General features: G+C 64.6%; 22 protein-coding genes. 7 read left to right on the plus strand and 15 right to left on the minus strand.

What is annotated here, in order from left to right:
* Positions 1-11: 11 nt before the first annotated feature.
* A complete protein-coding gene (gene mmsB / locus ACQY4V_RS09000) occupies positions 12-887 on the plus strand; it encodes a 3-hydroxyisobutyrate dehydrogenase (RefSeq protein WP_428516695.1) in 876 nt (291 codons plus the stop codon).
* 192 nt (positions 888-1,079) lie between these two features.
* On the plus strand, positions 1,080-1,421 hold the full coding sequence (locus ACQY4V_RS09005) for an excinuclease ABC subunit A (protein ID WP_428516697.1): 342 nt from the start codon (positions 1,080-1,082) through the stop codon (positions 1,419-1,421).
* Positions 1,422-1,452: 31 nt separating this feature from the next.
* Here ACQY4V_RS09005 and ACQY4V_RS09010 read toward each other — a convergent pair whose 3' ends face one another.
* The 9 genes from ACQY4V_RS09010 to ACQY4V_RS09050 form a co-directional block, all read right to left on the minus strand.
* Entirely contained in the window at positions 1,453-1,821 is a 369-nt protein-coding gene (locus ACQY4V_RS09010) for a hypothetical protein (protein WP_428516699.1), read from the minus strand.
* Positions 1,818-4,688: an excinuclease ABC subunit UvrA gene (uvrA, locus tag ACQY4V_RS09015; RefSeq protein WP_057789753.1), complete on the minus strand. Its 2,871-nt coding sequence runs from the start codon at positions 4,686-4,688 to the stop codon at positions 1,818-1,820. Before uvrA ends, ACQY4V_RS09010 begins: the two co-directional genes overlap by 4 nt.
* A 122-nt stretch (positions 4,689-4,810) precedes the next feature.
* Positions 4,811-5,368 carry a class I SAM-dependent methyltransferase gene (locus ACQY4V_RS09020; protein ID WP_057789755.1) on the minus strand — a complete coding sequence of 186 codons (558 nt, stop codon included), beginning with the start codon at positions 5,366-5,368 and terminating at the stop codon, positions 4,811-4,813.
* Positions 5,369-5,542: 174 nt separating this feature from the next.
* Complete coding sequence (gene lpdA, locus ACQY4V_RS09025; RefSeq protein WP_428516702.1) at positions 5,543-6,937, minus strand: dihydrolipoyl dehydrogenase; 1,395 nt, start codon at positions 6,935-6,937, stop codon at positions 5,543-5,545.
* 148 nt (positions 6,938-7,085) lie between these two features.
* Positions 7,086-7,673, minus strand: coding sequence for a DUF924 family protein (locus ACQY4V_RS09030; protein ID WP_428516704.1), 588 nt, complete (start codon positions 7,671-7,673; stop codon positions 7,086-7,088).
* A 133-nt stretch (positions 7,674-7,806) separates the two neighbouring features.
* Positions 7,807-9,066, minus strand: a complete 1,260-nt coding sequence (locus tag ACQY4V_RS09035; protein WP_428516706.1) for an MFS transporter — start codon at positions 9,064-9,066, stop codon at positions 7,807-7,809.
* 186 nt (positions 9,067-9,252) lie between these two features.
* The gene (locus ACQY4V_RS09040; RefSeq protein ID WP_428516708.1) at positions 9,253-9,543 is read right to left on the minus strand and encodes a hypothetical protein; all 291 of its coding nucleotides are present in this window, start codon (positions 9,541-9,543) and stop codon (positions 9,253-9,255) included.
* Positions 9,540-10,616 carry a tRNA preQ1(34) S-adenosylmethionine ribosyltransferase-isomerase QueA gene (gene queA / locus ACQY4V_RS09045; RefSeq protein WP_428516710.1) on the minus strand — a complete coding sequence of 359 codons (1,077 nt, stop codon included), beginning with the start codon at positions 10,614-10,616 and terminating at the stop codon, positions 9,540-9,542. The genes ACQY4V_RS09040 and queA overlap by 4 nt, the downstream gene beginning before the upstream one ends.
* Positions 10,613-14,020, minus strand: a complete 3,408-nt coding sequence (locus tag ACQY4V_RS09050) for a DUF3971 domain-containing protein (protein WP_428516712.1) — start codon at positions 14,018-14,020, stop codon at positions 10,613-10,615. The genes queA and ACQY4V_RS09050 overlap by 4 nt, the downstream gene beginning before the upstream one ends.
* A 108-nt stretch (positions 14,021-14,128) precedes the next feature.
* On the opposite strand from ACQY4V_RS09050, the gene bcp reads away from it, so the two are divergent.
* The 5 genes from bcp (at position 14,129) to ACQY4V_RS09075 (ending at position 19,418) form a co-directional block, all read left to right on the plus strand.
* Positions 14,129-14,590: a thioredoxin-dependent thiol peroxidase gene (bcp, locus tag ACQY4V_RS09055; protein ID WP_428516714.1), complete on the plus strand. Its 462-nt coding sequence runs from the start codon at positions 14,129-14,131 to the stop codon at positions 14,588-14,590.
* A 20-nt stretch (positions 14,591-14,610) separates the two neighbouring features.
* The gene (locus ACQY4V_RS09060) at positions 14,611-15,414 is read left to right on the plus strand and encodes a ferritin-like domain-containing protein (protein WP_428517203.1); all 804 of its coding nucleotides are present in this window, start codon (positions 14,611-14,613) and stop codon (positions 15,412-15,414) included.
* Positions 15,415-15,650: 236 nt separating this feature from the next.
* Positions 15,651-16,973, plus strand: a complete 1,323-nt coding sequence (locus tag ACQY4V_RS09065; protein WP_428516715.1) for a DUF5930 domain-containing protein — start codon at positions 15,651-15,653, stop codon at positions 16,971-16,973.
* On the plus strand, positions 16,963-17,502 hold the full coding sequence (locus ACQY4V_RS09070; protein ID WP_428516717.1) for a bactofilin family protein: 540 nt from the start codon (positions 16,963-16,965) through the stop codon (positions 17,500-17,502). Before ACQY4V_RS09065 ends, ACQY4V_RS09070 begins: the two co-directional genes overlap by 11 nt.
* Before the next feature lie 623 nt (positions 17,503-18,125).
* A complete protein-coding gene (locus ACQY4V_RS09075) occupies positions 18,126-19,418 on the plus strand; it encodes a DEAD/DEAH box helicase (RefSeq protein ID WP_428516719.1) in 1,293 nt (430 codons plus the stop codon).
* A gap of 31 nt (positions 19,419-19,449) precedes the next feature.
* Here ACQY4V_RS09075 and ACQY4V_RS09080 read toward each other — a convergent pair whose 3' ends face one another.
* The 6 genes from ACQY4V_RS09080 to ACQY4V_RS09105 all read right to left on the minus strand — a co-directional run bounded on the left by ACQY4V_RS09080 (position 19,450) and on the right by ACQY4V_RS09105 (position 25,762).
* Positions 19,450-20,601: a M24 family metallopeptidase gene (locus ACQY4V_RS09080; protein ID WP_428516721.1), complete on the minus strand. Its 1,152-nt coding sequence runs from the start codon at positions 20,599-20,601 to the stop codon at positions 19,450-19,452.
* Between the two features lie 10 nt (positions 20,602-20,611).
* Positions 20,612-21,370: a nitrilase-related carbon-nitrogen hydrolase gene (locus ACQY4V_RS09085; protein WP_428516723.1), complete on the minus strand. Its 759-nt coding sequence runs from the start codon at positions 21,368-21,370 to the stop codon at positions 20,612-20,614.
* Between the two features lie 73 nt (positions 21,371-21,443).
* Positions 21,444-22,028 (minus strand): HNH endonuclease, encoded by a 585-nt coding sequence (locus ACQY4V_RS09090; RefSeq protein WP_222450469.1) that lies wholly within the window; start codon positions 22,026-22,028, stop codon positions 21,444-21,446.
* Positions 22,029-22,279: 251 nt separating this feature from the next.
* Positions 22,280-23,044 carry a hypothetical protein gene (locus ACQY4V_RS09095; RefSeq protein ID WP_428516725.1) on the minus strand — a complete coding sequence of 255 codons (765 nt, stop codon included), beginning with the start codon at positions 23,042-23,044 and terminating at the stop codon, positions 22,280-22,282.
* Positions 23,045-23,103: 59 nt separating this feature from the next.
* Complete coding sequence (locus ACQY4V_RS09100; RefSeq protein ID WP_428516727.1) at positions 23,104-23,631, minus strand: hypothetical protein; 528 nt, start codon at positions 23,629-23,631, stop codon at positions 23,104-23,106.
* A 496-nt stretch (positions 23,632-24,127) separates the two neighbouring features.
* Entirely contained in the window at positions 24,128-25,762 is a 1,635-nt protein-coding gene (locus tag ACQY4V_RS09105) for a hypothetical protein (protein WP_428516729.1), read from the minus strand.
* Between the last annotated feature and the right edge of the window lie 106 nt (positions 25,763-25,868).

Raw genomic sequence — 25,868 nt, forward strand, 5'->3', positions numbered from 1 at the left:
AGGGACCTGACATGAAGATCGGATTCATCGGACTGGGCAACATGGGCGCGCCCATGGCCGCCAACCTGGCCGCCACCGGGCACGAGGTGACAGGCTTCGACACTGCCGGCACCACCGCCGAGGGCGTGGCCCAGGCCGACAGCGCCGAGGCCGCGGCAGCAGACGCAGACGTGGTCATCACCATGCTACCCAACGGTCAGATCCTGCGCAAAGTGGCCGACACGGTGATCCCCGCGATGAAACAGGGCGCCGTCTTGCTCGATTGTTCCACCGTCGACGTGGACAGTGCCCGCGCCGTGGCCGAACAGGCCAACGCCGCGGGCCTCGGCGCGCTCGACGCCCCCGTCTCGGGCGGCATCGGCGGGGCGCAGGGCGGCACGCTCACCTTCATGGTGGGCGGCGACGACGGCGCGTTCGAAACGGCCAAGCCCCTATTCGACATCATGGGTCAGAAGGCCGTGCATTGCGGCCCCTCGGGCAACGGTCAGGCCGCCAAGATCTGCAACAACATGATCCTCGGCGCCACCATGATCGTCACCTGCGAGGCTTTCGCGCTCGCCGACAAGCTGGGCCTCGACCGGCAGGCGATGTTCGACGTGGTGTCGACCTCCTCGGGCTACAGCTGGTCGATGAACGCCTACTGCCCCGCCCCGGGTATCGGCCCGAAATCGCCGTCCGACAACGACTACAAGCCCGGCTTTGCCGCCGAACTGATGCTGAAGGATCTGACCCTGGCCATGCATGCCGCCGAGTCCGCCGACGCCGACACGCCCATCGGCCAGGCCGCGCGCGAGCTCTACCGCCGCTTCGTCGAGGACGAAGACGGCAATGGCCGTGATTTCAGCGCGATGCTGCCCCGGTTCGAAAACCGCGGGCACGAGAGCTGAGCCGCCTCTTCCTCTGGCCGAAAATATCCCGGGGGAGCGTCGAAACCCTGTTTCGGCGCGGGGGCAGCGCCCCCTTTTCCCGGTCCGGCATCCACGCACCGGCGCAACCGGCATGAAGCCGCCGGCGCACCTGACCCTGAGGAACGCTGCTTCTGCCCAGGTGTTATCCGCCAAAGCAGAAGGAGAAACCACATGTGGAAACCCGTCCTGACCGCCTCCATCGTCGCCGTGTCGCTTGCCGGGCCCGTGGCGGCCAAGTCGAACGGCTGCCCTCCGGGGCTGGCCAAGAAAGCCGTGCCGTGCGTTCCGCCGGGACAGGCCAAGAAACATTCGGGGTATGACCACGATCGCTATGACGGGTACCGCCGGGGTGACGTCATCAACGGCGATTATATCGTGATCCGCGATCCCGGCCGCTATGGGCTCGACCCCTATGGTACCTATTATCGCGTCGGAGACCAGGTTCTGCGCGTCGATCGCGACACCCGCGAAGTGCTCGATCTGATCGGGGCAGCCGCGCGCATCCTGAATTAAGTTCAGCGCGCAAACTTCTGAAAAAATACCTTTAAGGGCTGACCGATACGCTCGGTCGCCCCGCCACGCCGGTGACGTAACCTTCGCACCGCGCCAAGCCTTTTGCCAGCATCACCTGCCCGTCCGTGCCTTGCGGCAGGCCCCGCCATGCCGTGGCCCAGCCATCGAACAACTGATTGCCTGCCGCTTCGCCGTGAAACGCCTGTACACGCGCCCGCATTTCCGCGGCCCGTTGGCGCAACTCGGCCTCGAACGCAGCATCGCCGTCTCCGACTTCAAGAACAAAGAACAGCCCGCCGCAGAAACAAGGCTCTTCCGCGAAACCGCAGTCCGGCCCGGCCTGCGCCACTGCCCCACAGGGCAGCATCAGCCCCAGCAGGACAAAGGCAAGCCGCGTCATTCCGCGGCAACCTTCCGCGCCGCCAGCATGTCCTTGAGATAGCGCCCGGTGTGGCTGCGCTCGACCTCGGCCACATCCTCGGGCGTTCCCACGGCCACGATCTCGCCGCCGCCATCACCGCCTTCGGGACCGATATCGACAATCCAGTCGGCGGTCTTCACCACGTCCAGATTGTGCTCGATCACCACGACCGTATTGCCACTTTCCACAAGTTCATGAAGCACTTCCAGGAGTTTCTTCACGTCCTCGAAATGCAGACCCGTGGTGGGCTCGTCGAGGATATAGAGCGTCCGGCCCGTGGACCGCTTCGCCAGTTCCTTCGACAGTTTCACCCGCTGCGCCTCGCCGCCCGACAAGGTCGTGGCCTGCTGGCCCACCTTGATATAGCCCAGCCCCACGCGCATCAGCGCATCCATCTTCTCGCGGATCGACGGCACGGCCTTGAAGAACTCCTGCGCGTCCTCGACAGTCATATCAAGAACGTCCGCTATGCTCTTGCCTTTCCACTGTATTTCCAGCGTCTCGCGATTATAGCGCGCGCCGTTGCAGGTCTCGCAGGTCACGTAGACGTCCGGCAGGAAATGCATCTCGATCTTGATCACGCCGTCGCCCTGGCACGCCTCGCACCGCCCGCCCTTGACGTTGAAGGAAAACCGCCCCGGCTTGTATCCGCGCGCCTTGGCCTCGGGCAGCCCGGCAAACCAGTCGCGAATCGGCGTGAACGCCCCGGTATAGGTGGCGGGGTTCGAGCGCGGCGTGCGCCCGATGGGCCGCTGGTCGATGTCAATGACCTTGTCCAGATGCTCCAGCCCCTTGATCGTCTCGCAGGGCGCGGGCGTCTGGCGCGCGCCATTGAGGCGCATCGAGGCCGTCTTGAACAGCGTCTCGATGGTCAGCGTAGACTTGCCCCCGCCCGACACGCCGGTCACGCAGACGAACTTGCCCAGCGGAAACTCGGCATCCACGTTTTTCAGGTTGTTCCCCGTGGCCTTGACGATCTTGACCTGCTTGCCATTGCCCGTCCGACGCTCGGCCGGGACGGCAATCTCGCGCACACCCGACAGGTATTGCCCGGTGATCGAGTTCTTGTCCGCCGCCACCGCCTCGGGCTTGCCGTGGCTGACCACATCGCCGCCATGCACACCCGCACCGGGGCCGATATCGAACACGTAATCGGCGGTTCGGATGGCCTCTTCGTCGTGTTCCACCACGATCACGGTGTTGCCTTGATCGCGCAGGTTCTGAAGCGTCTGCAACAGCCGCCCGTTGTCGCGCTGGTGCAGCCCGATCGACGGCTCGTCCAGAACATAGAGCACCCCGGTCAGGCCAGACCCGATCTGGCTGGCCAACCGGATGCGCTGGCTTTCCCCGCCCGACAGCGTGCCCGCGTTCCGGCTCAGCGTCAGGTATTCCAGGCCGACATTGTTCAGGAACCCCAGCCGCTCGCGGATCTCCTTCAGGATCGCCCGCGCGATCTCGTTCTTCTGCACCGTCAGCGCCTCCGGCACCGTCTCGCACCAGTCGAACGCTTCGCGGATCGACATCTGCACCACCTGCCCGATATGGCGCAGGTCATCCGGCTTGCCGATCTTCACCGCCAGCGCTTCTTCCCGCAGACGATAACCGCCGCAGGTGCCACAGGGACGATTGTTCTGGTAGCGTTCGAACTCTTCCCGGATCCAGCTCGAGTCCGTCTCGCGATAGCGCCGCTCCATGTTCGGGATCACGCCCTCGAACACGCGGGACACCTGATACACCCGCCCACCCTCGTCATAGCGGAACTGGATTTCCTCGTCGCCCGAGCCGTGCAGAAACACCTGCTTCACATGCGCGGGCAGGTCGCGCCACGGCGTGTTCGCGTCGAACTCGTAATGCCGCGCGATGGCCTCGATGGTCTGAAGGAAATAGGGCGACTTACCCTTCCGCCATGGCGCCAGCGCCCCGTCATACAGCTTCAAGGCGGCGTCGGGCACCACGAGTTGTTCGTCAAAGAACAGCTCCATGCCCAGCCCGTCACAGTCCGGACAGGCCCCGAAGGGCGCGTTGAACGAAAACAGGCGCGGCTCGATCTCGGGGATGGTGAAGCCGCTGACCGGACAGGCGAAATTCTCGCTGAAAGTGGTGCGCTCCGGCTCGCCCTCTTTCGGCGCGGTCTCGAAGATGGCGATCCCGTCGGCGAGGTCCAGCGCGGTGCGGAAACTGTCGGCCAGCCGCGTGCCGATGCCGTCCTTCACCACGATGCGGTCGACCACCACGTCGATGTCATGGCGGAATTTCTTGTCCAGCGTCGGCGGCTCGTCAAGCTCGTAGAACGTGCCGTCCACCTTCACCCGCTGAAAGCCCTGCTTGCGCAGTTCCAGGAATTCCTTGCGATACTCGCCCTTGCGGTCCCGTACGATGGGCGCCAGCAGGAAGGCCCGCGTACCCTCCTCCATCGCCAGCACCCGGTCGACCATGTCCTGCACCTGCTGCGCCTCGATCGGCTTGCCGGTGGCGGGGGAATAGGGCGTGCCGACCCGCGCGAACAAAAGCCGCAGGTAGTCGTAGATCTCGGTCACCGTACCGACGGTCGAACGCGGGTTCTTGGATGTCGTCTTCTGCTCGATGGAAATCGCCGGGGACAGACCGCTGATATGGTCCACGTCCGGCTTTTCCATCATGTCCAGGAACTGCCGCGCATAGGCCGACAGGCTTTCGACGTAACGCCGCTGCCCTTCGGCATAGATCGTGTCGAACGCCAGGCTCGACTTGCCCGAGCCCGACAGGCCGGTGATCACCACAAGCTCGTTGCGCGGAATGTCCACGTCGATGTTCTTGAGGTTATGCTCGCGCGCGCCCCGTACTTCGATGTTCTTCAGCTCGGCCATGCTGCCCCCGGTCTCTCACCCGTTGACAGATAGTTTACGGCGCCGGTTCTTCCAAGAGGAAAAACGGAACATAGCACGAACATGCGTCAGGCCTTGTCAGCAGTGCCCGCTTTATCCACAGTTTATTTTTGCGCCAGCGCCCAGGAACAGATCGGAAAGGCCGGATCATTGTCCAGATTGTCGCGCTCCGGGTCGTATTCCGGCGGCCAATCCTCACCCAGGTTCCGCAGCCCCGCCAGCCGGTTGCCCCATTGCTCGGCCCTGATCTTGTCTTCCTCGAACCCGGCTTCGATCAACAGGTTCTTCAGCCCCCGCGCCGTCCAGCGCGAACAATCCACCGGATCGCCGTGATAGGGGATGAAGAACGGCACCGCGACCCAGAAATACCCGCCCGGCCGCAGCATCTCCAGCACGTTGCGCGTCGCCGCGTAGGGCCGGTCCAGATGCTCCCACACCTGGTTGGCCAGCACGATGTCGAACTGCCGCACGGTCCCGTCCTCGTCGGTATAAGGCCCCGCGCAGATGTCATGGGCCGGGTAGCGGAAGCGTTCGTAGCTCTTGAACTCATAGCGACGGCCATGCTTGCCCGACACCTCGGCGGCCTCCATCGACGCCAGGTCCAGTTCCTCGAACCAGGCGCGGGAACTCTTGTACATCACGATGCGGTTGAGGCTCGCCATTCCGCTACACTTCCAAGGTCACCGACACGCGCACCATCTCAGATGCGGCCCAATGCGAAAAGCCCCGCACCGCTTCCTCTGGCCGAAAATATCCCGGGGGGTGTGGGGGACGGGTCCCCCACTGGCCTGCGTGGCCCGAACGCAATCCGAACCTGCGCGCCGCAGGCGCTCATTTCAGTAGTGCACCGCCCGACCATACGCGTCCAGCACGCTTTCGTGCATCATCTCGCTCAGCGTCGGGTGCGGGAAGACCGTGTGCATCAGGTCCTCTTCCGTGGTCTCCAGCTGCCGGCCCACCACATAGCCCTGGATCAGCTCGGTCACTTCCGCGCCGACCATGTGCGCGCCCAGCAATTCGCCGGTCTTGGCGTCGAACACGGTCTTGATCATGCCCTCGGCCTCGCCCAGGGCAATGGCCTTGCCGTTGCCGATAAAGGGGAAGTTGCCGATCTTCACCTCATATCCCGCCTCTTTCGCCTTGGCCTCGGTCAGGCCGACGCTGGCCACCTGCGGGTGACAATAGGTACAGCCGGCGATGCTGTCCGGGCGCACCGGATGCGGGTGTCCGCCGGCGGCCAGCTCGGCCACCATCACGCCCTCGTGGCTGGCCTTGTGCGCCAGCCAGGGCGCGCCGGCCAGATCGCCGATGGCATAGACACCCTCCACGCCGGTGCGGCAGTATTCGTCCACCACCACATGCGTGCGATCCACCTTGATGCCCAGATCCTCCAGCCCGAGGTTCTCGGTATTGCCGACGATCCCCACGGCGGAAATCACCGTGTCGAACTCCAGCTTCTCGGTCTTGCCACCGGTCTCGATATGGGCGGTCACCTTGCCCTTGGCGCGGTCCAGCTGCTTGACCGTGGATTTCTCCATGATCTTCATGCCCTGCTTCTCGAACGCCTTCTTGGCGAATTTCGCGATCTCGGCATCTTCGACCGGCAGGATGCGGTCCATCACCTCGACCACGGTCGTCTCGGCGCCCAGCGTGTTGTAGAAGCTGGCGAACTCGATCCCGATCGCGCCCGAGCCGATCACCAGCAGTTTCTTCGGCATCCGAGGCGGTTTCAGCGCGTGCTTGTAGGTCCACACGAGGTCGCCATCGGCTTCCAGCCCCGGCAGCTCGCGCGCCCGCGCGCCGGTGGCCAGAACGATGGTCTTGGCGGTCAGCTCTTCGCTGCCCTTCTCGGTCTTGACCGACACCTTGTCCTTGCCCGTCAGCTTGGCCTCGCCCATGATCGTGGTGATCTTGTTCTTCTTCATCAGGTGGCCCACGCCCGATGTCAGCTGCTTGGCCACGTCACGCGACCGCTTGACCACCGCGTCGAGGTCATAGTCGATCTTCTCGGCCTTCAGTCCGAACTCCTTGGCACGGTGCATCAGGTGAAACACCTCGGACGAGCGCAGCAGCGCCTTGGTCGGAATACAGCCCCAGTTCAGGCAGATCCCGCCCAGGTGCTCGCGCTCGACCACGGCCACCTTCAGGCCCAGCTGCGCGCCCCGGATGGCGGCGACATAGCCGCCCGGCCCTGCCCCGATTACGATCATGTCATAGGATTGCGCGGCCATGCGATGCTCCGTTCCCAGGTCGATTTCAAAATATAGTTTGATATTAAACTATCTCGGAGACGACCACAACGTAGCTAAGCCTCCCGCAACAAGATGCCACGGGCCGGCCCGGTTTGTCCATGAATTCCAATAGCTCGCGCCGCTCGCGCTATGCGGCGGCGTCGGCGTCCTGAAGCTCGCGCACCACACCGCCGTAGCCGCCCTTCTTCATGAAGGCCTTCTCGGCGTCCGAGCTGCCGCGCCCCAGCACGTCGTTGCGGTGCGGGAATCGGCCAAAGCTGCGGATCACCTCGCGGTGCGCGCGCGCATGAAGCAGGTTGTCGTCGCCGCCCTCTGGCATCCGCTCGCAGATCAGCCGCACGCAGCGGTCCTGGTCACACAGGTTCTCCGAATGCATCAGCGGCAGGTAGAAGAACTGCCGTGCGGGTTCGTCGATGCGCGTGTCCCAGCCCTTGTTGATCGCGGCCTTGGCGGCGGCCAGTCCGAACCTGTCGGTGGCGAAGGCCTGCGCCTGGTCGCGGAACATGTTGCGCGGAAACTGGTCCATCAGGATGATATAGGCAAGCGTGCCGCTGGGATAGGTCAGCCACAGCCCGTTGGTCCCGTCACAGGCGCGGTGATAGGCATCGAGAAACCTGTCGCGCACCGTCTCGTCCAGTTCCTCGGACGCCTCGTACCAGCCCTTCGGCCCGACCTCGTCGAGCCAGAAATCTAATATATCCTCGGGCGCTGTCATCCTATCCTCCCGTAGTGGGCAGCACTCATATGTAACAGGTTAACGACATCCCCTGCCCCGTGGACAGTAAAGAATTGCAACAAAGGCAATGTTTCGTGACATCGTCCCGTTTCTGCCGCGCATATGGGCAATCTCACGCGGCCTGTCCATCCTCTGAATTTTCTTCCGCCGCCTCCATGGCAACTTCCTGCGCATAGGTCACCGCCATGGGCGACACACCCGGCACCACCGCGGTGTAGCGATCGGTGTCGTCGGGCGCCGCGCGCTGCGTCATCCGGTAGGCGGCGTAGGCGGCCATCATGGTGCAAAGCGTGGCAATGTGCAGAAAATACCCGCTCGGCCCCACCACGCCCATGATCCAGCCGGTGATGATCGGGCCGAAGACCGCGCCCAGCCCGTTGATGAACACCATGCCCCCCGCGGCGGCCGCCATGTCGTCGGTCCCCAGAAAGTCGTTGGTATAGGCGATCAGCAGCGAATAAAGCGGGTTCGACATGCCGCCCACCAGGAAGGCCGCCACCAGCAACAGCGAGAACACGCTGCCCAGCGCCATCCCGATCACCGCGCCGATGGCGCAGATGGCCGAGGCGATCAGGATCAGCAGCCGCCGGTCCATCCGGTCCGACAGCCAGCCCAACGGGTACTGCACCAGCATCGCCCCCAGATAGAACGTCGCCACGAAGGTCGAGATCTGGCCAACGGTCAGCCCCGCCTCGGCGCCGTAGACCGCCGCCATGCCGAACTGCGCCGCAAAGACCCCGCCCAGCAGGAACATGCCGACACAGCCCAGCGGCGAGATCTTCATGATCTCGCGCAGGGTCATCGGCTTGGTCGTGTCGAAGGCCGGTGTCGGGCTGATCGACAGCAGAATGGGCGCGAAGGACAGCGAGATCAGCACCGACGGGATGATGAACAGCACGAATCCGCCCGGATCCGCCGTCAGCATCAGCGCCTGCGCGCTGACGATACCGACCATCTGCACGATCATGTAAAGCGACAGCGCCTTGCCGCGGTTGTCGTTCGTGGCGGCGTTGTTCAGCCAGCTTTCTGCGGTGACGTACACGCCGGAGAAGCAGAACCCGATCAGCACGCGCCCCACACCCCAGGCCCAGGGGTTGGCGAAAGCCGGGTAAAGGATCATCACCGCCGAGATCATCGAGGCCAGCGCCGCGAACACCCGCACGTGGCCCACCCGCCGGATCATCTCCGGCGCCATCCGCGAGCCGAAGAGGAAACCCAGGAAATAGCCCGACATCACCAGCGACATTTCCAGCGTGGAAAAGCCTTCCATCTGGCCGCGCACACCCAAGAGCGTGCCCTGCATGCCGTTGCCGACCTGCAAGAGCATCATGCCCAAAAGCAGGGCCCAGGCGCTGGAAAGAACGGAAAACATGCGGGAACTCCAATGACTTTCAGCCCGTCTAGCCGGGCCTCGCACAACAGGTCTGGCTCAAACGCGACTCGATCCGTCGCTGGTGCAGGCCTTGCCAGTGTTTCCTGCCGGTTTCAACAGCGTCCGGCGCCACAACAGCCGCCGATGGGCGGAACCACGCGCGGCAGCCGGCGCCGGGGCGGAAGGTCAGCCGGCAGGCGGATCGTCGGGATCTGGCCTGCCCCGGTCCGACGTCGTGGCACCCGCCTGAAGATCGGCCAGCGTCGCTCGCTCCAGCTCTTCGCGCGACATCCCGGTCAGCACGCGAAAGACCCACAGCTTGACCGGCTCGCGCTTGAGCGCAAGGTTGGCGGCAAAGACGATCAACGCACAGACAAGCCCCGCGATCACGTAGTTCAGGATCAAAAGCGCGGCACTGGTGATCAGCCCCACCCACATGATGCGGCTGACAAAGCCCGGCACCTTGTTGAGTTTCATTCAGGTCTCCTCCCCGACATCCCGGCATCGGGTACCAGAAGAGACGAATCCCCGTAAGAGAAGAATCGGTACCCATTCTGGATGGCATGCGTGTAGATACTCTTAATCCGCTCGGGCCCCATCAGCGCGCTGACCAGCATCATCAGGGTGCTCTTGGGCAGGTGAAAATTGGTCATCAGCGCGTCCGTCACCTGAAATGTGAAGCCGGGGTAGATGAAGATATCCGTCTCGCCCCGCCACGGCCCGATCGTACCATCGCGGGCGGCGCTTTCGATCAGCCGCAGCGCGGTGGTGCCCACCGGAATGACCCGCCCGCCTTGCGCTTTCGTCGCGGCAATTTCGTCCGCCGCCGCTGCGCTGACCTCGCCCCATTCGGCGTGCATACGGTGAGTGGTCACGTCCTCGACCTTCACGGGCAAAAACGTCCCCGCGCCCACGTGCAGCGTGACCTCGGTAAAGGCGATACCCTGCGCCGCCAGTTTCGCCAGCAGCGCATCGTCGAAATGCAGGCTGGCCGTCGGCGCGGCCACCGCGCCGGTCTCCTTGGCGAATACCGTCTGGTAATCGTCGCGGTCGCGCGCATCGGCGGCGCGCTTGCTGGCGATATAGGGCGGCAATGGCATCGCGCCCGCCGCGTTGAGCGCGGCGTCGAAATCTTCCCCAGACAGGTTGAAGCGCAGCACGCCCTGCCCGTCCTCCTTGTCCAGCAAAGTCGCCTCCAGGCCCGCGCCAAAGCGCACCACTTCGCCGGTCCGCAGCTTTTTCAGCGGTTTGACCATGGCCCTCCAGTCGCCCTCGGGCGTGGCGTCCAGCAGCGTCACCTCGATCCGCGCCTCGGTCTCGCCCTGGGCGCCGTCACGTCGGCGCAGCCCCGACAGGCGCGCCGGGATGACCTTGGTGTTGTTCAGGATCAGCCGGTCGCCGGGCCGCAGGTACCGGCCCAGGTCATAGACCCGCGCATCGGTGATCGTGTCCCCTCGCGCCACCAGCAGCCGCGCCGACGGTCTCGGTCGTGCGGGCCGTGTCGCGATCAGCGCCTCGGGCAGGTCGAAATCGAAATCCGACAGCTTCATCTGCCGGCTTCCCGATTGTTGAAATCCCGCACGCGCGAGCCCGATTGCGGCGCCTGCGATTGCGGCCGGTCCGTTCCCTGCTGCGTGCCTTGCTGCCCAGTCTGCGCAGGCCGCGTCGACTGCGGCAATTCCGGTGCCGGGCGGCGGAAGAGCTCCCGGAACATGCCAGGGGTGAAGGCAGACAGCGGGTTGACGCTGACCCGCGGACTGCGTGCCGGACCCTTGAGCGTGTAGTTGAAGCCGAACAGCCCCTCGCCCCGCCGGGTAAAGAGCGAGCCTACGGCGTTCACCACATAGACCGGTGAAATCACGCCCTGCATGTCCATCTGCCCGCTTTCCGGATAGTAATAGCCGTCCATCGTGATCCCCATCGCGGCGCCCACCGCGCTGCTGGAATAAAGCGTGACGCGCTGGGGCGAAAGCTGGAAACGCGCCTCCAGCGACTCGAAGTGTATGCCGTCGCCGCCCAACTGCTCCAGCAGGCCCACGACCGTCAGCGCGTTCAAAAGCGCGGCCATCGACGGCGCATCCTTGAGCCGCATCGACCCCTTGGCCGTCAGCCTGCCTTCGTAGATGCCCGGCCCCGTGCCCGGCACCAGCGTCACGTCCAGCTTGCCGTTGCGGGCCCCCTTTATCAGGCCCGCCGACACCAGCACCCCGGCCGCATCCTCGGCCTGGATGCGAAAGGCGCTGCGGCCGTTTTGCGGCACGACCCGGCCGGTGATCGCCGACATGCCGTTGATCCGGCCGGTAAAGCTGCCGTTGGCCCCTCGTGACATGTCCAGGTCCGCGCGGAAATCCGTCAGCGCGATTCCGTCCGATATCTGCAGGCGGTCCAGCGCCAGCGACACCGGCCCGCCGCGTTGCGTGCGTTGTCGGCCCCCACCGCTGCCATCGCCCGCCAGGGAGGTCTGGCGCAGATCCACCGATCCGCCCTGCACGCGCACAGCCGGCGCCGCACCCGCACCGCGCCCGACCAGTTCCACCGGCGCTTTCAGCCAGCTGCCGATCTGCACCTGCGAAAACGTGGCCCGGTCCAGCTGGCCATTGTCGCGCAGGGTGACCGCGCCGCGCGCGGTCAGCCCCGCGCCCGAAATCTCCAGCCGGTCGATCGAGGGCGGTTCGCCCAGCCGGCCCGACGCCTCGAGCCGGCCTGTCGCGCCCTGTGACAGCGCCCAATCCAGCTGCGGCACGCGCAGGCCCACACCGGCCAGGGTCGAGCTCAGCCGGAACACGCCCGGCGCACCTTTTTCAAAGTCGATCTCCATGTCGGCCCGGCCCGCGCCCGACACGCTGCCCGGCGGCAATCCGATGCCGAACTCCTCGACAAAGCGTTCGGACAATTCGATCCAGCCGCGCACCGTGCTGGTGTTCGCGCCGGGGCTGATATCGGTCTCGAACCGCCCGTCGAACGGCACCTGCCCGATGCGCCCCGCCCCGGCCACTGCCAGCACATCGTCCGCAAGCGCCACGTCCAAGGCGGCGGATGACAGCACCCGGCCCGGCACCAGAACCTCACTGCGCACATCGCGCAGCTTGCCCGCTATGTCGAACTCCACGTCCTCGACCGACAGCTTTTTCAGCAAGCGGAGGTCAAGCACGCCCTGCAATTCCGCCATGCCGTCCGCCAGGGTCACTTCGCGCCCGGCCTTGGTCAGAAATTCCAGCGGCGGTTCGTCCAGCAGCGACAGGGCCGCCGTGATCGTGCTGCGCGTGCGCAAGTTCACCTGCGCCGGCGTCCGCTTGATCGTCACGTCAGGAATGTCGAAACTGGTGCCCGAGATATCGACCCGACCGCCCTGCGGCGCGGTCACGTGCCCGCCCAGTGCGGACACCACGAAACGGTTGTCCATCAAGGACGCGTGCCCGTGCGCATCTTCGATCACCGGAAAATTCTTGATGAACTGCGTGCTGAACTTCTCGAAATCGAAACCCAGGAAAAAGTCCGGGCTGCGCTTGGGCAAGGACCGCAGGGCAAGCTGGATGTTGCGCAGGTCGGCCGCGCGCACGTTCTCGGTGATCCAGTCGCGGGTCTTGTCCTGCAGCCGCTCGGGCCAGAGCTGCAGCAGGCGATCGGGGTCGATGCGCTCCATGTGGCCGTTCAGCGTGACGTCCCAGCCTTCGGGCTCGGCCCGCGCCTCGCCGCTCAACCGCAGCACCTCGTCCTGGTCCGACAGGCTCAGCTCGCCGAGGGTAAGCACGAAAGGGTCCAGCTTCAGGCGCATGTCCATGCGCGCGCCCTGAAGCGTGACCGCCTCGGCATAAAGATCCATCGGGTTGGCCACCACCTCCGACAGGTTGGCCTGCAACAGGATCTCGCGCGGCCAGCCTTTTTCCACCCCCACCAGATAGGCATGGCCCGTAACGCTGGTCTTGACCCACTTGCTGTCGATCGACAGCTCGTTGAAGACGATGCGATCCTCGGACGGGTCGTAGGTGAAATAACTGCGCACCGAGTCGAAGGCGATGGGCTCGGTCGCCTCATTGGGCCTGACCGCGCCCTGGCCGATCTGCAACGTCGCGTTGAGCGGGCCAAGCTTGCCCGTGTCATCCACCGAGGCGCGCAGAGCGCCCGAGATCGGCGCGTCGATCGCATAAAGCCACGCCAACGCGGGCGATTGTCCCGCCACGTCGCGGGCCGGCATGTCCTCGAAGCTCAGGCCGACCTCGGATTCCGCGCTGCCCAGGCGGCCGGTATAGTTCAGCGCCAGCGTGGTGGCATAATCGCGCGCCCCGATCAGGGCGAAATCCCCGCGCAGGCGGATGTCGTCCCCTTCGCGCGTCACGTCCAGCCGCCCGCCATCGGCGGTCCAGGCCCGCTCGGTGCGCTCGTCCTCGTAGCGCAGCGAGACGTTCGTGGCCTCGATTGTCGTCAGGCTTCTGAAGGCGGGCCGGTTCAACACCACGTCCAGCCGCTCGGCCATCGCGGCCACCGTCACCGGCTGCTGCTCGGAGGTTCCCACCTCGCCCAGCGTGACACCCACCTCGCCCGCGTCGGTGCGCCGAAAGCTCAGCTGCGCCCCCGACAGGCGCACCGTGCTGGGATGCAGCTGTCCCTGCAACAGCGCCCTCAGATCCACGGTGCCCTGCACGTCCGACAGGTTGGCGATGGGCAGGCCGGTGGTGTCGCGGACCGTCACGTCGCGCAGCGACAGGCGCGGCACCCAGCCTTCCTCCATCACCACGGCCATGTCGCCGAAATGCAGCGACACGCCTTCGACGGCCGCGTTGATCTCGCGGGTCACACGATCCCGCACCCAGTCCGGCGCCGAAACCCGCGTGCCAAGCAGCGAGACCGCCGCCACGCTCAGCGCCAGGCACGCCGCCAACACCAGCGCGACGCTCCAAAGGCCGAACCGTTTCAGGCGCTTTCCGCGCGGTTTTGTCTGCGTCGTGTCGCTCATTAATCCCGATGTCGCGCGTTCGCCGCGCATTTGCCTGCCCTCTTTGCTTTATTCTTGCCGCTTACGCGTTAATTTGAAACTCACTTTTTACTCATGGGAGAATCCGACATGCTCGAACCCGGCCAACCGGCCCCCGATTTTGCCCTGCCGCGCGACGGCGGCGACCTCGTCACCCTGTCCGAACAGCGCCCCGCACCGGTCGTACTCTATTTCTATCCCAAGGACGACACGCCCGGCTGCACCAAGGAGGCCATCGCCTTTACAGGCCTGGCCGAGGAATTCGACGCGGCGGGCGCCAAGGTCTTCGGCATTTCCAAGGATACCGTGGCCAAGCACGACAAGTTCCGCGACAAGCATGAGCTGGGCATTCCCCTTCTGTCTGACGCTGATACGCACGTCTGCGAGGAATACGGCGTCTGGAAAGAGAAAAAGATGTACGGCAAGACCTTCATGGGGATCGAGCGAACGACCGTGCTGGTCGACCGCGACGGCATGGTCGCCCGCGTCTGGCCCAAGGTAAAGGTGGACGGCCACGCCGAGGAGGTGCTGGACGCGGTGCGCGCCCTGTGACCGATCAAAGCCTTGCGAAAATGGCGGTGGAGGTTCTCACCACCGCCAACGGGCGCGAAAAGACGGCGCTCTCGCGGCGCCATGCCGCCACCTGGTTCGCCGCCCGCGCCGCCGGGCGCGACCTGGCCGTGGGCACCGCCGCGCCGCCGCTGCGTCCGGCCCGCCCCGACCTGCCCCGGCTTCTGGACCCGCGCGACGTGCCCCGCCGCCGCCCCGGTACCGCGCCCGGACGGCTGGCGATCCTGCACGCCGTCGCACATATCGAGCTCAATGCCGTGGACCTTCACTGGGACATCATCGCGCGCTTCACGGACGTGAAGATGCCGCTAGGGTTCTACGACGACTGGGTGAAATCCGCCGACGAAGAATCCAAGCATTTCAACCTCGTATGCGACTGCCTCGAGGAAAAGGACAGCCATTACGGCGCGCTGGATGCCCATGCCGGCATGTGGCGCGCCGCCGAGGACACGGCCGAGGATTTCATGGGCCGTCTCGCCGTCGTGCCGATGGTGCTCGAGGCCCGCGGCCTCGACGTGACGCCCGGCATGATCGACCTCTTCCAAAGCGCCAAAGAGACCCGGACGGTCGATGCGCTGAAGGTGATCTATGCCGAGGAGGTGGCGCATGTCGCCTATGGATCGAAGTGGTTCCACTTCCTTTGCGGGCGGCACGAGATGGATCCGAAAACCGCCTTTCACGATCTTGTCCGGCGCTATTTCCACGGCGCGCTCAAGCCGCCCTTCAACGAGGAAAAACGCGCCGAGGCGGGCCTGCCGCCCGATTTCTACTGGCCGCTGGCCAACGGACCGGTCCCCCGCGCCTAGCGTATTCGCACTATCAACCCCTTATGAATCGGCAATTTTTTGCCAGTTCCGGCACAAATCGGCGCACTGCCACGCAGCGGTGGTCAAAATCCTTGCCCAAAACGACCCTCCTGTGTACCCAACCCCGGACGATGCCACCGGACCATCCGGCCAAGAATGGACACGATCGCGGCAGACGACGCGGCAGAGGTTTGAGCATCGACACGGGGAAAAGGTTGCAAGGGACGGAGTGAAACGTGCGCAGTCGATTGTTGATCAAGCTGAACCACTTTCTGGAAAGACACTTCCCGGAACGCCGCGTTTTCCTGCGGTCAGACACCGACACACGCTTCATCAGGCTCCGCCCCGCCACGCAACTCGTTGCCTTCCTCGGCGCCTCGGCCATCGTGGCCTGGGCGATCATCGCCACCGCGGTCCTGGTGATGGACTCGATCGGATCGGGCAACTTCCGCGAACAGGCCAAGCGCGATCAGCGCACCTACGAGGCCCGGCTGAACGCGCTCGAGGACGAACGCGACAAGCGCGCCGAAGAGGCGCTCGCGGCACAGAACCGCTTCAACTCGGCGCTGGAGCAGATTTCGGTCATGCAGACCGAGCTTCTTTCGTCCGAAACCCGCCGCCGCGAACTGGAAACCGGGATCGAGGTCATCCAGTCTACCCTGCGCCGCACCATGAAAGACCGCGACAGCGCCCGCAACGAGGCCGAACAGCTGGCCGCGGCGATCGAAAATTCCGGCGACACGCCCCTGCCCGGCGCCTCGGGCAGCACCGGCGAGGACCCGATGGTCGAGTTCCTGTCGTCCCAGCTGGCCGCCACCGCGCAGGAGCGTGATCAGGTCACAGCCGATGCAGAGGACGCATTGCTGCGCGCCGACGAGATGGCCAGCCAGATCCAGCTGATGCAGGACCAGAACGACCAGATCTTCCGCCAGCTGGAAGAGGCGATGTCGATCTCGGTCGAACCGCTGGACAAGATGTTCAGCGCCGCCGGCATGAACCCGGACAGTCTGATTGCCACGGTGCGCTCGGGCTATTCCGGCCAGGGCGGCCCGCTGATGCCGCTCAGCTTTTCCACCCGCGGCGAGGAACCCTCGGCGGACGCCCGCCGCGCCAACGGAATCCTTCAGGGCATGGACAAGCTGAACCTCTACCGCATCGCCGCGCAAAAGGCGCCCTTCGCGATGCCGGTCAAGTCCTCCTTCCGCTATACCTCGGGCTTCGGGATGCGCTGGGGGCGGATGCATTCCGGCACCGATTTCGCGGCCCCCCACGGCACGCCGATCTATTCCACCGCCGATGGCGTGGTCACCCATGCCGGCTGGCAGTCGGGCTACGGCCGCCTGGTCAAGATCCAGCACGAGTTCGGCATCGAGACCCGCTATGCCCACATGTCCCAGCTGCGGGTCAAAAAAGGTCAAAGGGTCTCGCGCGGTGATCGAATTGGTGATATGGGGAGCACTGGACGTTCGACCGGCACCCATCTACACTATGAGGTCCGTGTCGGCGGCAAGGCCGTCAACCCCATGATCTACATCAAGGCTGCAAGAGATGTTTTCTAAAAGCAAAATCAACGACCCCGCGCCGAAGCAGGATTCTGCGGCCAAACCCGCCGCGCCGGCCGAGCCGCGCAAGGACAACAGCACCGCCGGCAGCGGTGAATTCAAGGCCGCGGCCCCCAAGGCCAAGCCACCCGCCTCGGTCCTGTCGACCGATCTACACGTCACCGGCAACCTCAAGACCACCGGCGACGTCCAGGTCGAAGGCACCGTCGAGGGCGACATCCGCGCCCACCTGCTGACCATCGGCGAAAGCGCCACGATCAAGGGCGAGGTGATCGCCGACGACGTGGTGATCAACGGCCGCATCGTCGGTCGCGTGCGTGGCCTCAAGGTGCGCCTGACCTCGACCGCCCGCGTCGAAGGCGACATCATCCACAAGACCATCGCCATCGAATCCGGCGCCCATTTCGAGGGCTCGGTCCAACGCCAGGACGACCCGCTCAACGCCGGCGGCAAGAAACCCGCCGCCCCGGCACAGCAAGGCGCGGCGCCCACCCCGGCCCCGGCCAACGAGCCGGCCAAGAGCTGACGTCGATGCATACCCAATAGAAAGGCGCCCGGGACACCGTGGCGCCTTTTTCTATTGACCAGTCATTGTCTGCTATGCAGACGAAGCCGCCGTTCACGACAGAGGCCATCGTCAGCCCCTGGGATGGCGATCCGAGGGCAATTCTGAAGCACTTAATGCCTTCCAAACACGTCCTCAGAATGATCGTTGCGCCCAGCCTCGCCAAATCGCCAGCCCACGGGAGGGGCTGACGATGGCCGGGCCGCTTCGCGGCTGTTAACCGGCTGGGTGCTCGAATCCAATGTCTCACAAGGGCTCACACCTGACCTTCGCCACGACCGCTAAGCATCACCCCCTTCTGCAATTCCGAAAATTCTGGGTATTGCTTGACACCTGCTCCGCAATCCCCCATCTGTCCCCCATCGCTGCGATTGCGCGTGAGCCGGGTGAACCGCCCGAACCAGCAACCAGCCTGATTTTTCCAGTTCCCCCATCACGCAGGGTTTCTGATGCGGCGCCAGGTGGCGCGGGATACGCCCGCGACGTCTTAAAGTGTCCGCGCAACCCTTGCGCCCGCGCATCCCGTGCGGGCCATACCTCTTGGTCACGCAGGCTTCCGCCTTGTGGCCCGCAAAGGATACGACTTGTACGATTTCGACATGCTGGGCCTCGCGCCCGAACTCAATACCGCCCTCAAGACCGCCGGCCTGTCAGAGCCGACGCCCATCCAGAACAAGGCCATTCCGCTGGCGCTGGAAGGCCATGACGTCATGGGCCTCGCCCAGACCGGCACCGGCAAGACGCTGGCCTTCGGCCTGCCGCTGATCCAGCACCTGCTGGAGGCGCCCGGCAAACCCGCCGAAAAGACCGTCAAGGCGCTCATCCTCGCGCCCACGCGCGAACTGGTGAACCAGATCGCCGACAGCCTGCGCAACCTCACCAAGGACACCAAGCTGCGCGTCGTCACCGTCGTCGGCGGGCAATCCATCGGCAAGCAGATCAGCCTTCTCAGCCGCGGCACCGACATCCTCGTCGCCACACCGGGCCGCCTGATCGACCTGATGGAGCGCCGCGCGCTGGACCTTTCCACCGCGCGTCACCTCGTGCTGGACGAGGCCGACCAGATGCTCGACATGGGCTTCATCCACGCCCTGCGCAAGATCGCGCCGCACCTGGGCAGCCCGCGCCAGACCATGCTGTTTTCGGCCACCATGCCCAAGCAGATGGAAGAGATCTCCGCCGCCTACCTGACCAACCCTCGCCGCGTTCAGGTCTCGCCCCCGGGCAAGGCCGCCGACAAGGTGACGCAATCGGTGCACCACGTCGCCAAGAACGACAAATCGTCCAAGCTGCGCGAGATCCTGGCCGATGACCCGCACGCCCTCACGCTCGTCTTCTCCCGCACCAAGCACGGCGCGGAACGGCTGATGAAGGGGCTCGTGTCCGACGGCTTCAACGCCGCCTCGATCCACGGCAACAAGAGTCAGGGCCAGCGCGACCGCGCGCTCAAGGCGTTCCGCGACGGCACCACCAACATCCTCGTCGCCACCGACGTGGCCGCGCGCGGCATCGACATTCCCGGCGTCGCCTACGTGGTCAACTACGACCTGCCCGAAGTGGCCGACAACTACGTCCACCGCATCGGCCGCACCGCCCGCGCGGGCCGCGAGGGCGAGGCGATCTCGCTTTGCGCGCCCGAGGAAACGGGCCTCCTGCGCGACATCGAGAAGGTGATGAAGATCACCGTCCCCGTCGCCAGCGGCACCGCCCCGGTGAACGAACAGGCGCAAGCTCCGAAAAAACGGGGCGGAGGCCAGAACCGCCGCCGCAAGCCGTCGCACGGCGGCAACGGACAGGCGGGCGCGAACGCAGGCGGTCAGAACCAGGGCGCGGGCAAGCCCCGCCGGCAACGCCGCCGCAACCGCGCTGCGGCCTGAGCCAAATCATGGGCCGGGCACCCTGCCCGGCCTAATTCCTGACGATCAGTGTCTCCGGCGTCTGGTCCGTCAGGACCTCCGCGCCGTGTTCCGTCAGCATCACCGTATTGGAAATGAAATAGTCCACCACATCCGTGTTGGTGAACCATGAATGGGCGTGAAAAACCATGCCTACCTCCAGCCTGCGCTGCGAGCCTGGGAATAGGCTCGTCACCATCGATCCGCCCGTCCAGCTGGGCGGAAAGCCGATCCCCACCAGATAGCCGCAGTGATGCCGGTTATAGTCCGCCAGGCCTGCATCCGCCGCCACTTCGCGCCACGCGGCATAGGCGTCGCCCGCGACACCGCCCGGTTTCAGCGCGGCGCAAATCGCCTTCATGCCCTCGATTGCCAACGCCGCCGACCGCTCCACGCCCTTTGGTGCCGCACCCACGTAGACCAGCCGTCCCATCGGCGCCTGGTACTTGCGATAGGCGCCACAGGTCTCCATGAACACCGCGTCGCCGGTGCGAAAGACATCGCCGCGCCATGTCGTGTGCTCCTCGCCCAGCCGCGACGTGGGCCGGAAGAACGGCCCGAAGCCGGGATATTCGCTCTCCGCCAGGATCGCCGCGCGGTGGTATTCGGCGGCCACCTCGTAATCGCTGGCGCCATCCGTAACCGCCTCGATCGCCGCCAGCGTGCCAAGGTCCGCCGCGCGCGCCGCCTTGCGGGTATAGGCCATCTCGACCGGCGATTTCACCAGCCGCAGGTCGTCGATCAGACCCGACCCGTCGATCCACTCGGCATCGCCCGCCATGATCCGTTCGGCATGGTGCGGCGTCAGGAACAGGCTGCGCTTTTCGATGCCGACGCGCCCGCCCGTGAGGCCCAGATCGGCCATGGCCCGCAGCACGTGATCCGACAATTCCTCGTGATCCGCATGTCCATAGAACCGCGCATTGCGCACCTGGTTGGCGACCGTGATCCCCTCCATGGCGCGGCACACCAGCGCCATCTCGCCATCCGCGTTCAGCGCCAGCACATGCGCGGCAAAGAACCCCCAATGGTCCAGCCCCGTCAGCCAGTAGATGCTCTCTGGCACCGAGATCAGCAGCCCGTCCAGCCCTTGCGCTTTCAGAACCGCACAGGCCCGCGTCACGCGACCCGCCAATTCACCATCATCGAAGGCAGGCCCTGTCATATCAGGCCACTCACAGCTTGACCGCATCGCGCAGATAGGGCAGCCGGTTCCGCGCCGCTGCCACGCGTTCGGCATCGACCTCTGCGACAATCACCGTTTCCGTGTCGCCCGCCACCGCCTCTTCCACCCCGTCCGGCGCCACGATCCGGCTGCCGCCCAGGTACCGCGCGCCGTCCTCCTGGCCCGCATGGTTGGCATAGGCCAGCCACAGCCCGTTCTCGAAGGCCCGCGTCGGCACCAGTTTCTCGGCCACCACGCCCCACCGGTCGACCAGCGCCGTCGGTACCAGCGCCAGTTCGGCCCGATGCTGCGCCGCCTTGCGCAGGCTTTCCGGAAACTCGACCTCGTAGCAGATGATGATCGCGATGCGCAGCCCGCCATGCTCCACCAGCGTAGGCGTATCGCCGTTGGCAAAGGTGTCTTCCTCGAAACTGCCCGGCGACGGCAACCGCTTGCGGTGGTTGGCCAGCGCCGCGCCCTCCGCCCCCACCAGCCGCGCGGCATTGTAGATCACGCCGTCCGCCGCTTCGGGGTAGCCATAGCACACGGCCGTCTCGTGCCGCTTGGCCATCTCCGCCACCGCGTCAAAGAACGGGCCTGTCGCAGGTTCCGCCAGCGCCGCGTGATCCGCCCCCATGTAGCCCGAGGCGAAAAGCTCGGGGCAGACCATCAGGTCGACCTCCCGCTCGGCCAGCCGCAACTCCAGCGCCCTCAGACGCGCACTGGTCGACAGTCCGCCCGCGTCGCATTGATAGATTCCAAGCCGCATGCGCCCCTCCCCGGTGCCACCCGGCAAAGCCAACACGCAGATCGGTTTCAGGTCAATCTTTTAGAAGAGCGCCCTAGGCTTCCAGCTCGGCATCCCAGTAAAGGAAGTCGATCCAGCTTTCATGCAGGTGATTGGGCGGAAACTTGCGCCCCATGTTGCGCAACTGTTCTGCCGCCGGCGCGCGCGGCGGCTTGCGCAGGCTCAGGCCCGAACGCCGCAGGCTCTTCGCGCCCTTGCGCAGGTTGCAGGGCGAACAGGCCGCCACCACGTTCTCCCAGCTTGTGACCCCGCCCTTGGCGCGCGGCACCACGTGATCGAAGGTCAGATCCCCCTTCGCCCCGCAATACTGGCACTGGAATTCATCCCTCAGAAACAAATTAAAGCGCGTGAAGGCCACGCGCTTTTGGGGTTTGACGTAATCTTTGAGGACGATGACCGAGGGTATCCTGATCTCGGTCGAGGGACTTCGCACCGTGTCCTCGTATTCGGCGACGATATCGACCCGGTCGAGGAACACCGCCTTCACCGCATCCTGCCAGGGCCACAGCGACAGCGGGTAATAGGAGAGCGGCCGATAATCGGCATTCAGAACCAGCGCCGGATGATGTTTCAGCGCCGAAGGCGACCTTACGAATTCCGTCCTGAAATCTGCATCCATGACCTTAGTTACCCCCGCTCGTATCGCCTCGTGCTCTGGATCGGAGCGTGACAGCCGCCCCTTAATTGAGTTCACTATATATCGTGTTCCGCCTCTGGCAAGCACTGGATTTGGCGGAACATCTTGCGATTTGGGTAGCGCGATTCCGTGACGGGGATGTGACAGTTATCCACAAGGGTCCGATCAGCCTCGGAACCCCTGAGCGCCATCCCGGGCATCCGCTGGAGCGACGCCACATTGGATGTGGCGGGTCAGGCTTTGAACGTCGCCATCCCGCCATCCAACAGCCTCAAAAGCTCGTCTGAAACGGGCGACGGCTTGCGCAGGTCGAATACACTCAGATCAATCCCGATATCGGCAAGTGGCCTGATCAATATCTCGGCATTGTCAGCTTCGAACAAATACACGCCTGCGCCCAATTCAGCCGGATCGCCAAAACACCGGCATGCTTCCGCGTAAAACGCCTCGGCATCTGATGAGGCCGAACTCAACGAACGGCCTTCCTTTCTCGATCTGTCTCCGAAAAACCGAAGCGCAAAGGAAATGAGACTGACATCACCATATGGGCTGCGCACCAGTTCCTTTTTGCCCTTGTATCTTCGCAGCGCGTAGTTTGCCGTTGGGCAGGGGGATTGCGCTTGCCGGGATGACAGAATTGAAAAGTATGATCGCGACCCGAGAGTTTCCATGAAACTGATCCCTTTGAACAAGGGGGCGATGTCGGTCATATCCTTTAGTTCAAGGAGATACTGGCAGGGCTCCGTTGGCTTCATTTTCCCTTTGTCACCGACCAGTGTCTCGAAATGTCCGCTGGCGGCGACATCCGCGATGAAACCCATAAACGATCTAACCTCTTGTCCGAGCGGAGCGTTGAAAACGGTTTCCGTCTCATGCCAAAAAGCCGCGCGCTCCTGCGTGGCGGGGATCGCGACGCCGTGCTTCGCCTCCAGCATGTCGGTTAGCGAATCGAAGTGCCCGTCATGATCGTTTGCGTCCAAACCCGTGAAAAAACCCACGATGAAGCACCTTGTGTCTGTGTTGCGATATATTCAGGTCAGGACGACTTCCGCAGGTTTCACGGCTCGGTCCTCAGCAGGTTTCCAAACGCGACATGCATGTCGCGATCGCTATCGGACAGCGTGTCGCCCATGCGCCAGGTGGTGAGGCGCAGCGTTTTTTTCGGGCCTACAGAGACGGTGTTCACATAGATATTGGACCGGCCGTTCAATGACCCGCGGGCGACGTAAACAAAGTTGCCGCTTGCAACCTTTCCGGCCTGCAACAGAGCGAAATCCCGGGTCTCTTCGCTGTCTGCCTCGGCCAGGCGGCGTGCGGCGCGTTCGCTTTCCAAGCCGTCATTCGTACCCCCGTCGAAAATCCTGACGTTGGCGGCAAAACCAACGGCCGTATTGTAGAAGAGAAAGCCATCGCCGGCGTCTTCACGCGGCTCCCATGACGTGTCGTCGAGACATATCGAAATACCCAGCGGCTCGTTGAGAGCCATGCAGGCGAAAGCAGGTTTCAAGGGCAGACACAGAGCGCACATGAACAGCACTGCCTTCGGAAGGCTGGCTTTATCGAGTACGGTTTTCGACAGTGACATTTGATCTGAAGTAATTTTGCATATTCAATCAGGGCTTGAGATTTTCGGGTATCATGACCGTCATGTCCGAGCAATCTTCACTATTTTATGACGCAGCCGTCATTCCTGCCGCCCGCACCGCATCTCGAGATCGTGTCCGTTACAAGACACTGGCATCGAGCCCCCAGCCGGTTAACAGCCGCGCAGCGGCCCGGCCATCGTCAGCCCCTCCCGTGGGCTGGCGATTTGGCGAGGCTGGGCACAACGATCCTTCCGAGGATGTCTTTGGCAGGCATAAAGTACTTCGGAATTTCCGTCGGATCGCCACCCCAGGGGCTGACGCTCGCCTCCGTCGCGAATGGCAGCTTCGTCCCGCCGACCCGACATGCGACACCCTCCCGCCACCGCAGAGATCCGCGAGGCCAATGGCAGGCTGACATCGTATCAGCGCTGCGCCGTCACAGTGGCGGCGCGCCGCATCCGGCAAGGGGATCGCGGCGCAATCGGGCTCTGGCGCTCAGGCCGCGGCCTTGCGGCACAGACAGCTTGCGCGAATGGGAATATCCGCCCGTGCGACCGCCTGATCCAGAAGCAGTTTCACATGCGGCACTTCCTCGGGCGCGCCGCGCCGTTGCAGGCATTCGTGCAGGCCGTGCAGCGCCCAGACATTGCGCGGATGCTGACTGGGGCGCGGCAACTTCCCGTCCAGGCCCAGGTCGGCGCGATAGACCGCCTCGGCCTCGTCGTATTCCCCCGCCTCCATCAGAAGCGCGCCCAACGCGTGGCGCGTCGGTTGCGGCCAGGACCACGGTTCCTCGTATTCCAGCCCGTCGTCCAGCGCGACCGCACGGCGCAGGTGCGCCAGTCCCGCGTCCCGCTGCCCGGCCTTGAACGCCAGCTCGCCCTTCATCATCTCCTCGCCCACGGCCAGGACGTCGCGGGCCTTGTTGTTGAACAGCATCCTTGTGTCAGGCACCAGCGCGTAGGCCTCGGTGAACGCCGCCGCCATGCGATCGGCCTCGGCATGGCGTCCCAGGTTGGCCAGCGCCACGGCCTTGGCGTAACAGATCAGCGCGTTGGTGGTCACGTAAAGCTCGGTGTCCTCGGGCTGATCCAGTTCCAGGATCTCCTCCCACATCCCGAAGCGGATATAGACATGCGGCGCGGCGGCCACGAAGGTCTCGAAGATGTCGGGATAGGACCGCACCACCTCGTCGGGCACCTCGCCGCGCAAGCGCTTGGCGGCACTGATAGCCGCCGCCTTCTGTCCCAGGAACATCGCGCCATAGGCCGCGAAATGCAGATTGTGAATGCGGTAGAGCGCATAAAAATTGGCGGCGCCCGCATAGTCCTTGAACCGCTCGTCCACCTCTGCCGCGGCAAGGTTGCGCGCCAGCACGTTCTGGTAGTCGCCGCACAGCACGTCGATATGGGTGCCCATATGCACAAGGTGCCCCGCATCCGGCACCAGATCGGTCAGCCGGTCGCCGTGGCGCAGCGCCTTTTCGGGATGGGGCGACATCTCCATCAGGTGAATGTACATGTGCAACAGGCCCGGATGGTCCCACGCGCCGGGCGTCTCGGCAAAGGCGCGTTCCAGCACCGCCATCGCCTCGACGGTCGAGCCCTCGGGGTTGGGCACCCCGCTCTGGAAATCCCAAAGTTGCCAGGGCGTGCGATTCATCAGCGCTTCGGCGAAGAAGCACGCCACATCGAGGTCGTCCTTGTGCGCCTCGTAGACCGGGCGCATCGCCTCGGCGAAGCCGTCATTGAAGGGCTGGTAATCCTCGATCGCAGGATCGGTAGGATAGCGCGACGCCAGCGCCTCCAGCAGCGCACGCTCCAAGGGACGCGCGCCGTCCAGCGCCAGCCCCGCCTTCAGCGCATCGTGGGCGCGCTCCAGCGCGGGCGCCTTTTCCTCCGGCGTGAAAACCTCCCACGCCTTGTTGTAGTTGGGCCCGATGCCATAGGCGATCCCCCAATGCGCCAGCGCGCACTCCGAATCCGCCTCGATCGCTTTCTCGAAACAGACGATGGCCTCTTCGTGGTTATAGGCAAACAACCAGACAAGGCCACGATCAAACCAGGTCTGGGCAACGCGAACCGACGTCACGGGGCGGGTATAGGCGCCCAGATCGAAATAATCCGACATGTTGAGTCTCCCAACCGAAGATCCCAGCGTAGCACGAAACGCGCGTCCGCCCGCGCCATACATCCGCAAAGAGACTCCGCGGCGGAAGACACAATTCATGCCTGTC

Source organism: Roseovarius sp. (genome assembly GCF_965277045.1).
Lineage (GTDB): Bacteria > Pseudomonadota > Alphaproteobacteria > Rhodobacterales > Rhodobacteraceae > Roseovarius.

Coding starts and splice junctions, on each gene's coding strand:
- queA (WP_428516710.1), bottom strand. CDS start 10,616: ATGAAGCTGTCGGATTTCGATTTCGACCTGCCCGAGGCGCTGATCGCG.
- ACQY4V_RS09010 (WP_428516699.1), bottom strand. CDS start 1,821: ATGACGCGGCTTGCCTTTGTCCTGCTGGGGCTGATGCTGCCCTGTGGG.
- ACQY4V_RS09085 (WP_428516723.1), bottom strand. CDS start 21,370: ATGCGGCTTGGAATCTATCAATGCGACGCGGGCGGACTGTCGACCAGT.
- ACQY4V_RS09040 (WP_428516708.1), bottom strand. CDS start 9,543: ATGAAACTCAACAAGGTGCCGGGCTTTGTCAGCCGCATCATGTGGGTG.
- ACQY4V_RS09050 (WP_428516712.1), bottom strand. CDS start 14,020: ATGAGCGACACGACGCAGACAAAACCGCGCGGAAAGCGCCTGAAACGG.
- ACQY4V_RS09060 (WP_428517203.1), top strand. CDS start 14,611: ATGGCGGTGGAGGTTCTCACCACCGCCAACGGGCGCGAAAAGACGGCG.
- ACQY4V_RS09030 (WP_428516704.1), bottom strand. CDS start 7,673: ATGACAGCGCCCGAGGATATATTAGATTTCTGGCTCGACGAGGTCGGG.
- ACQY4V_RS09035 (WP_428516706.1), bottom strand. CDS start 9,066: ATGTTTTCCGTTCTTTCCAGCGCCTGGGCCCTGCTTTTGGGCATGATG.
- uvrA (WP_057789753.1), bottom strand. CDS start 4,688: ATGGCCGAGCTGAAGAACATCGAAGTACGGGGCGCGCGCGAGCATAAC.
- lpdA (WP_428516702.1), bottom strand. CDS start 6,937: ATGGCCGCGCAATCCTATGACATGATCGTAATCGGGGCAGGGCCGGGC.
- mmsB (WP_428516695.1), top strand. CDS start 12: ATGAAGATCGGATTCATCGGACTGGGCAACATGGGCGCGCCCATGGCC.
- ACQY4V_RS09080 (WP_428516721.1), bottom strand. CDS start 20,601: ATGACAGGGCCTGCCTTCGATGATGGTGAATTGGCGGGTCGCGTGACG.
- ACQY4V_RS09105 (WP_428516729.1), bottom strand. CDS start 25,762: ATGTCGGATTATTTCGATCTGGGCGCCTATACCCGCCCCGTGACGTCG.
- ACQY4V_RS09020 (WP_057789755.1), bottom strand. CDS start 5,368: ATGGCGAGCCTCAACCGCATCGTGATGTACAAGAGTTCCCGCGCCTGG.
- bcp (WP_428516714.1), top strand. CDS start 14,129: ATGCTCGAACCCGGCCAACCGGCCCCCGATTTTGCCCTGCCGCGCGAC.
- ACQY4V_RS09005 (WP_428516697.1), top strand. CDS start 1,080: ATGTGGAAACCCGTCCTGACCGCCTCCATCGTCGCCGTGTCGCTTGCC.
- ACQY4V_RS09100 (WP_428516727.1), bottom strand. CDS start 23,631: ATGTCACTGTCGAAAACCGTACTCGATAAAGCCAGCCTTCCGAAGGCA.
- ACQY4V_RS09070 (WP_428516717.1), top strand. CDS start 16,963: ATGTTTTCTAAAAGCAAAATCAACGACCCCGCGCCGAAGCAGGATTCT.
- ACQY4V_RS09090 (WP_222450469.1), bottom strand. CDS start 22,028: ATGGATGCAGATTTCAGGACGGAATTCGTAAGGTCGCCTTCGGCGCTG.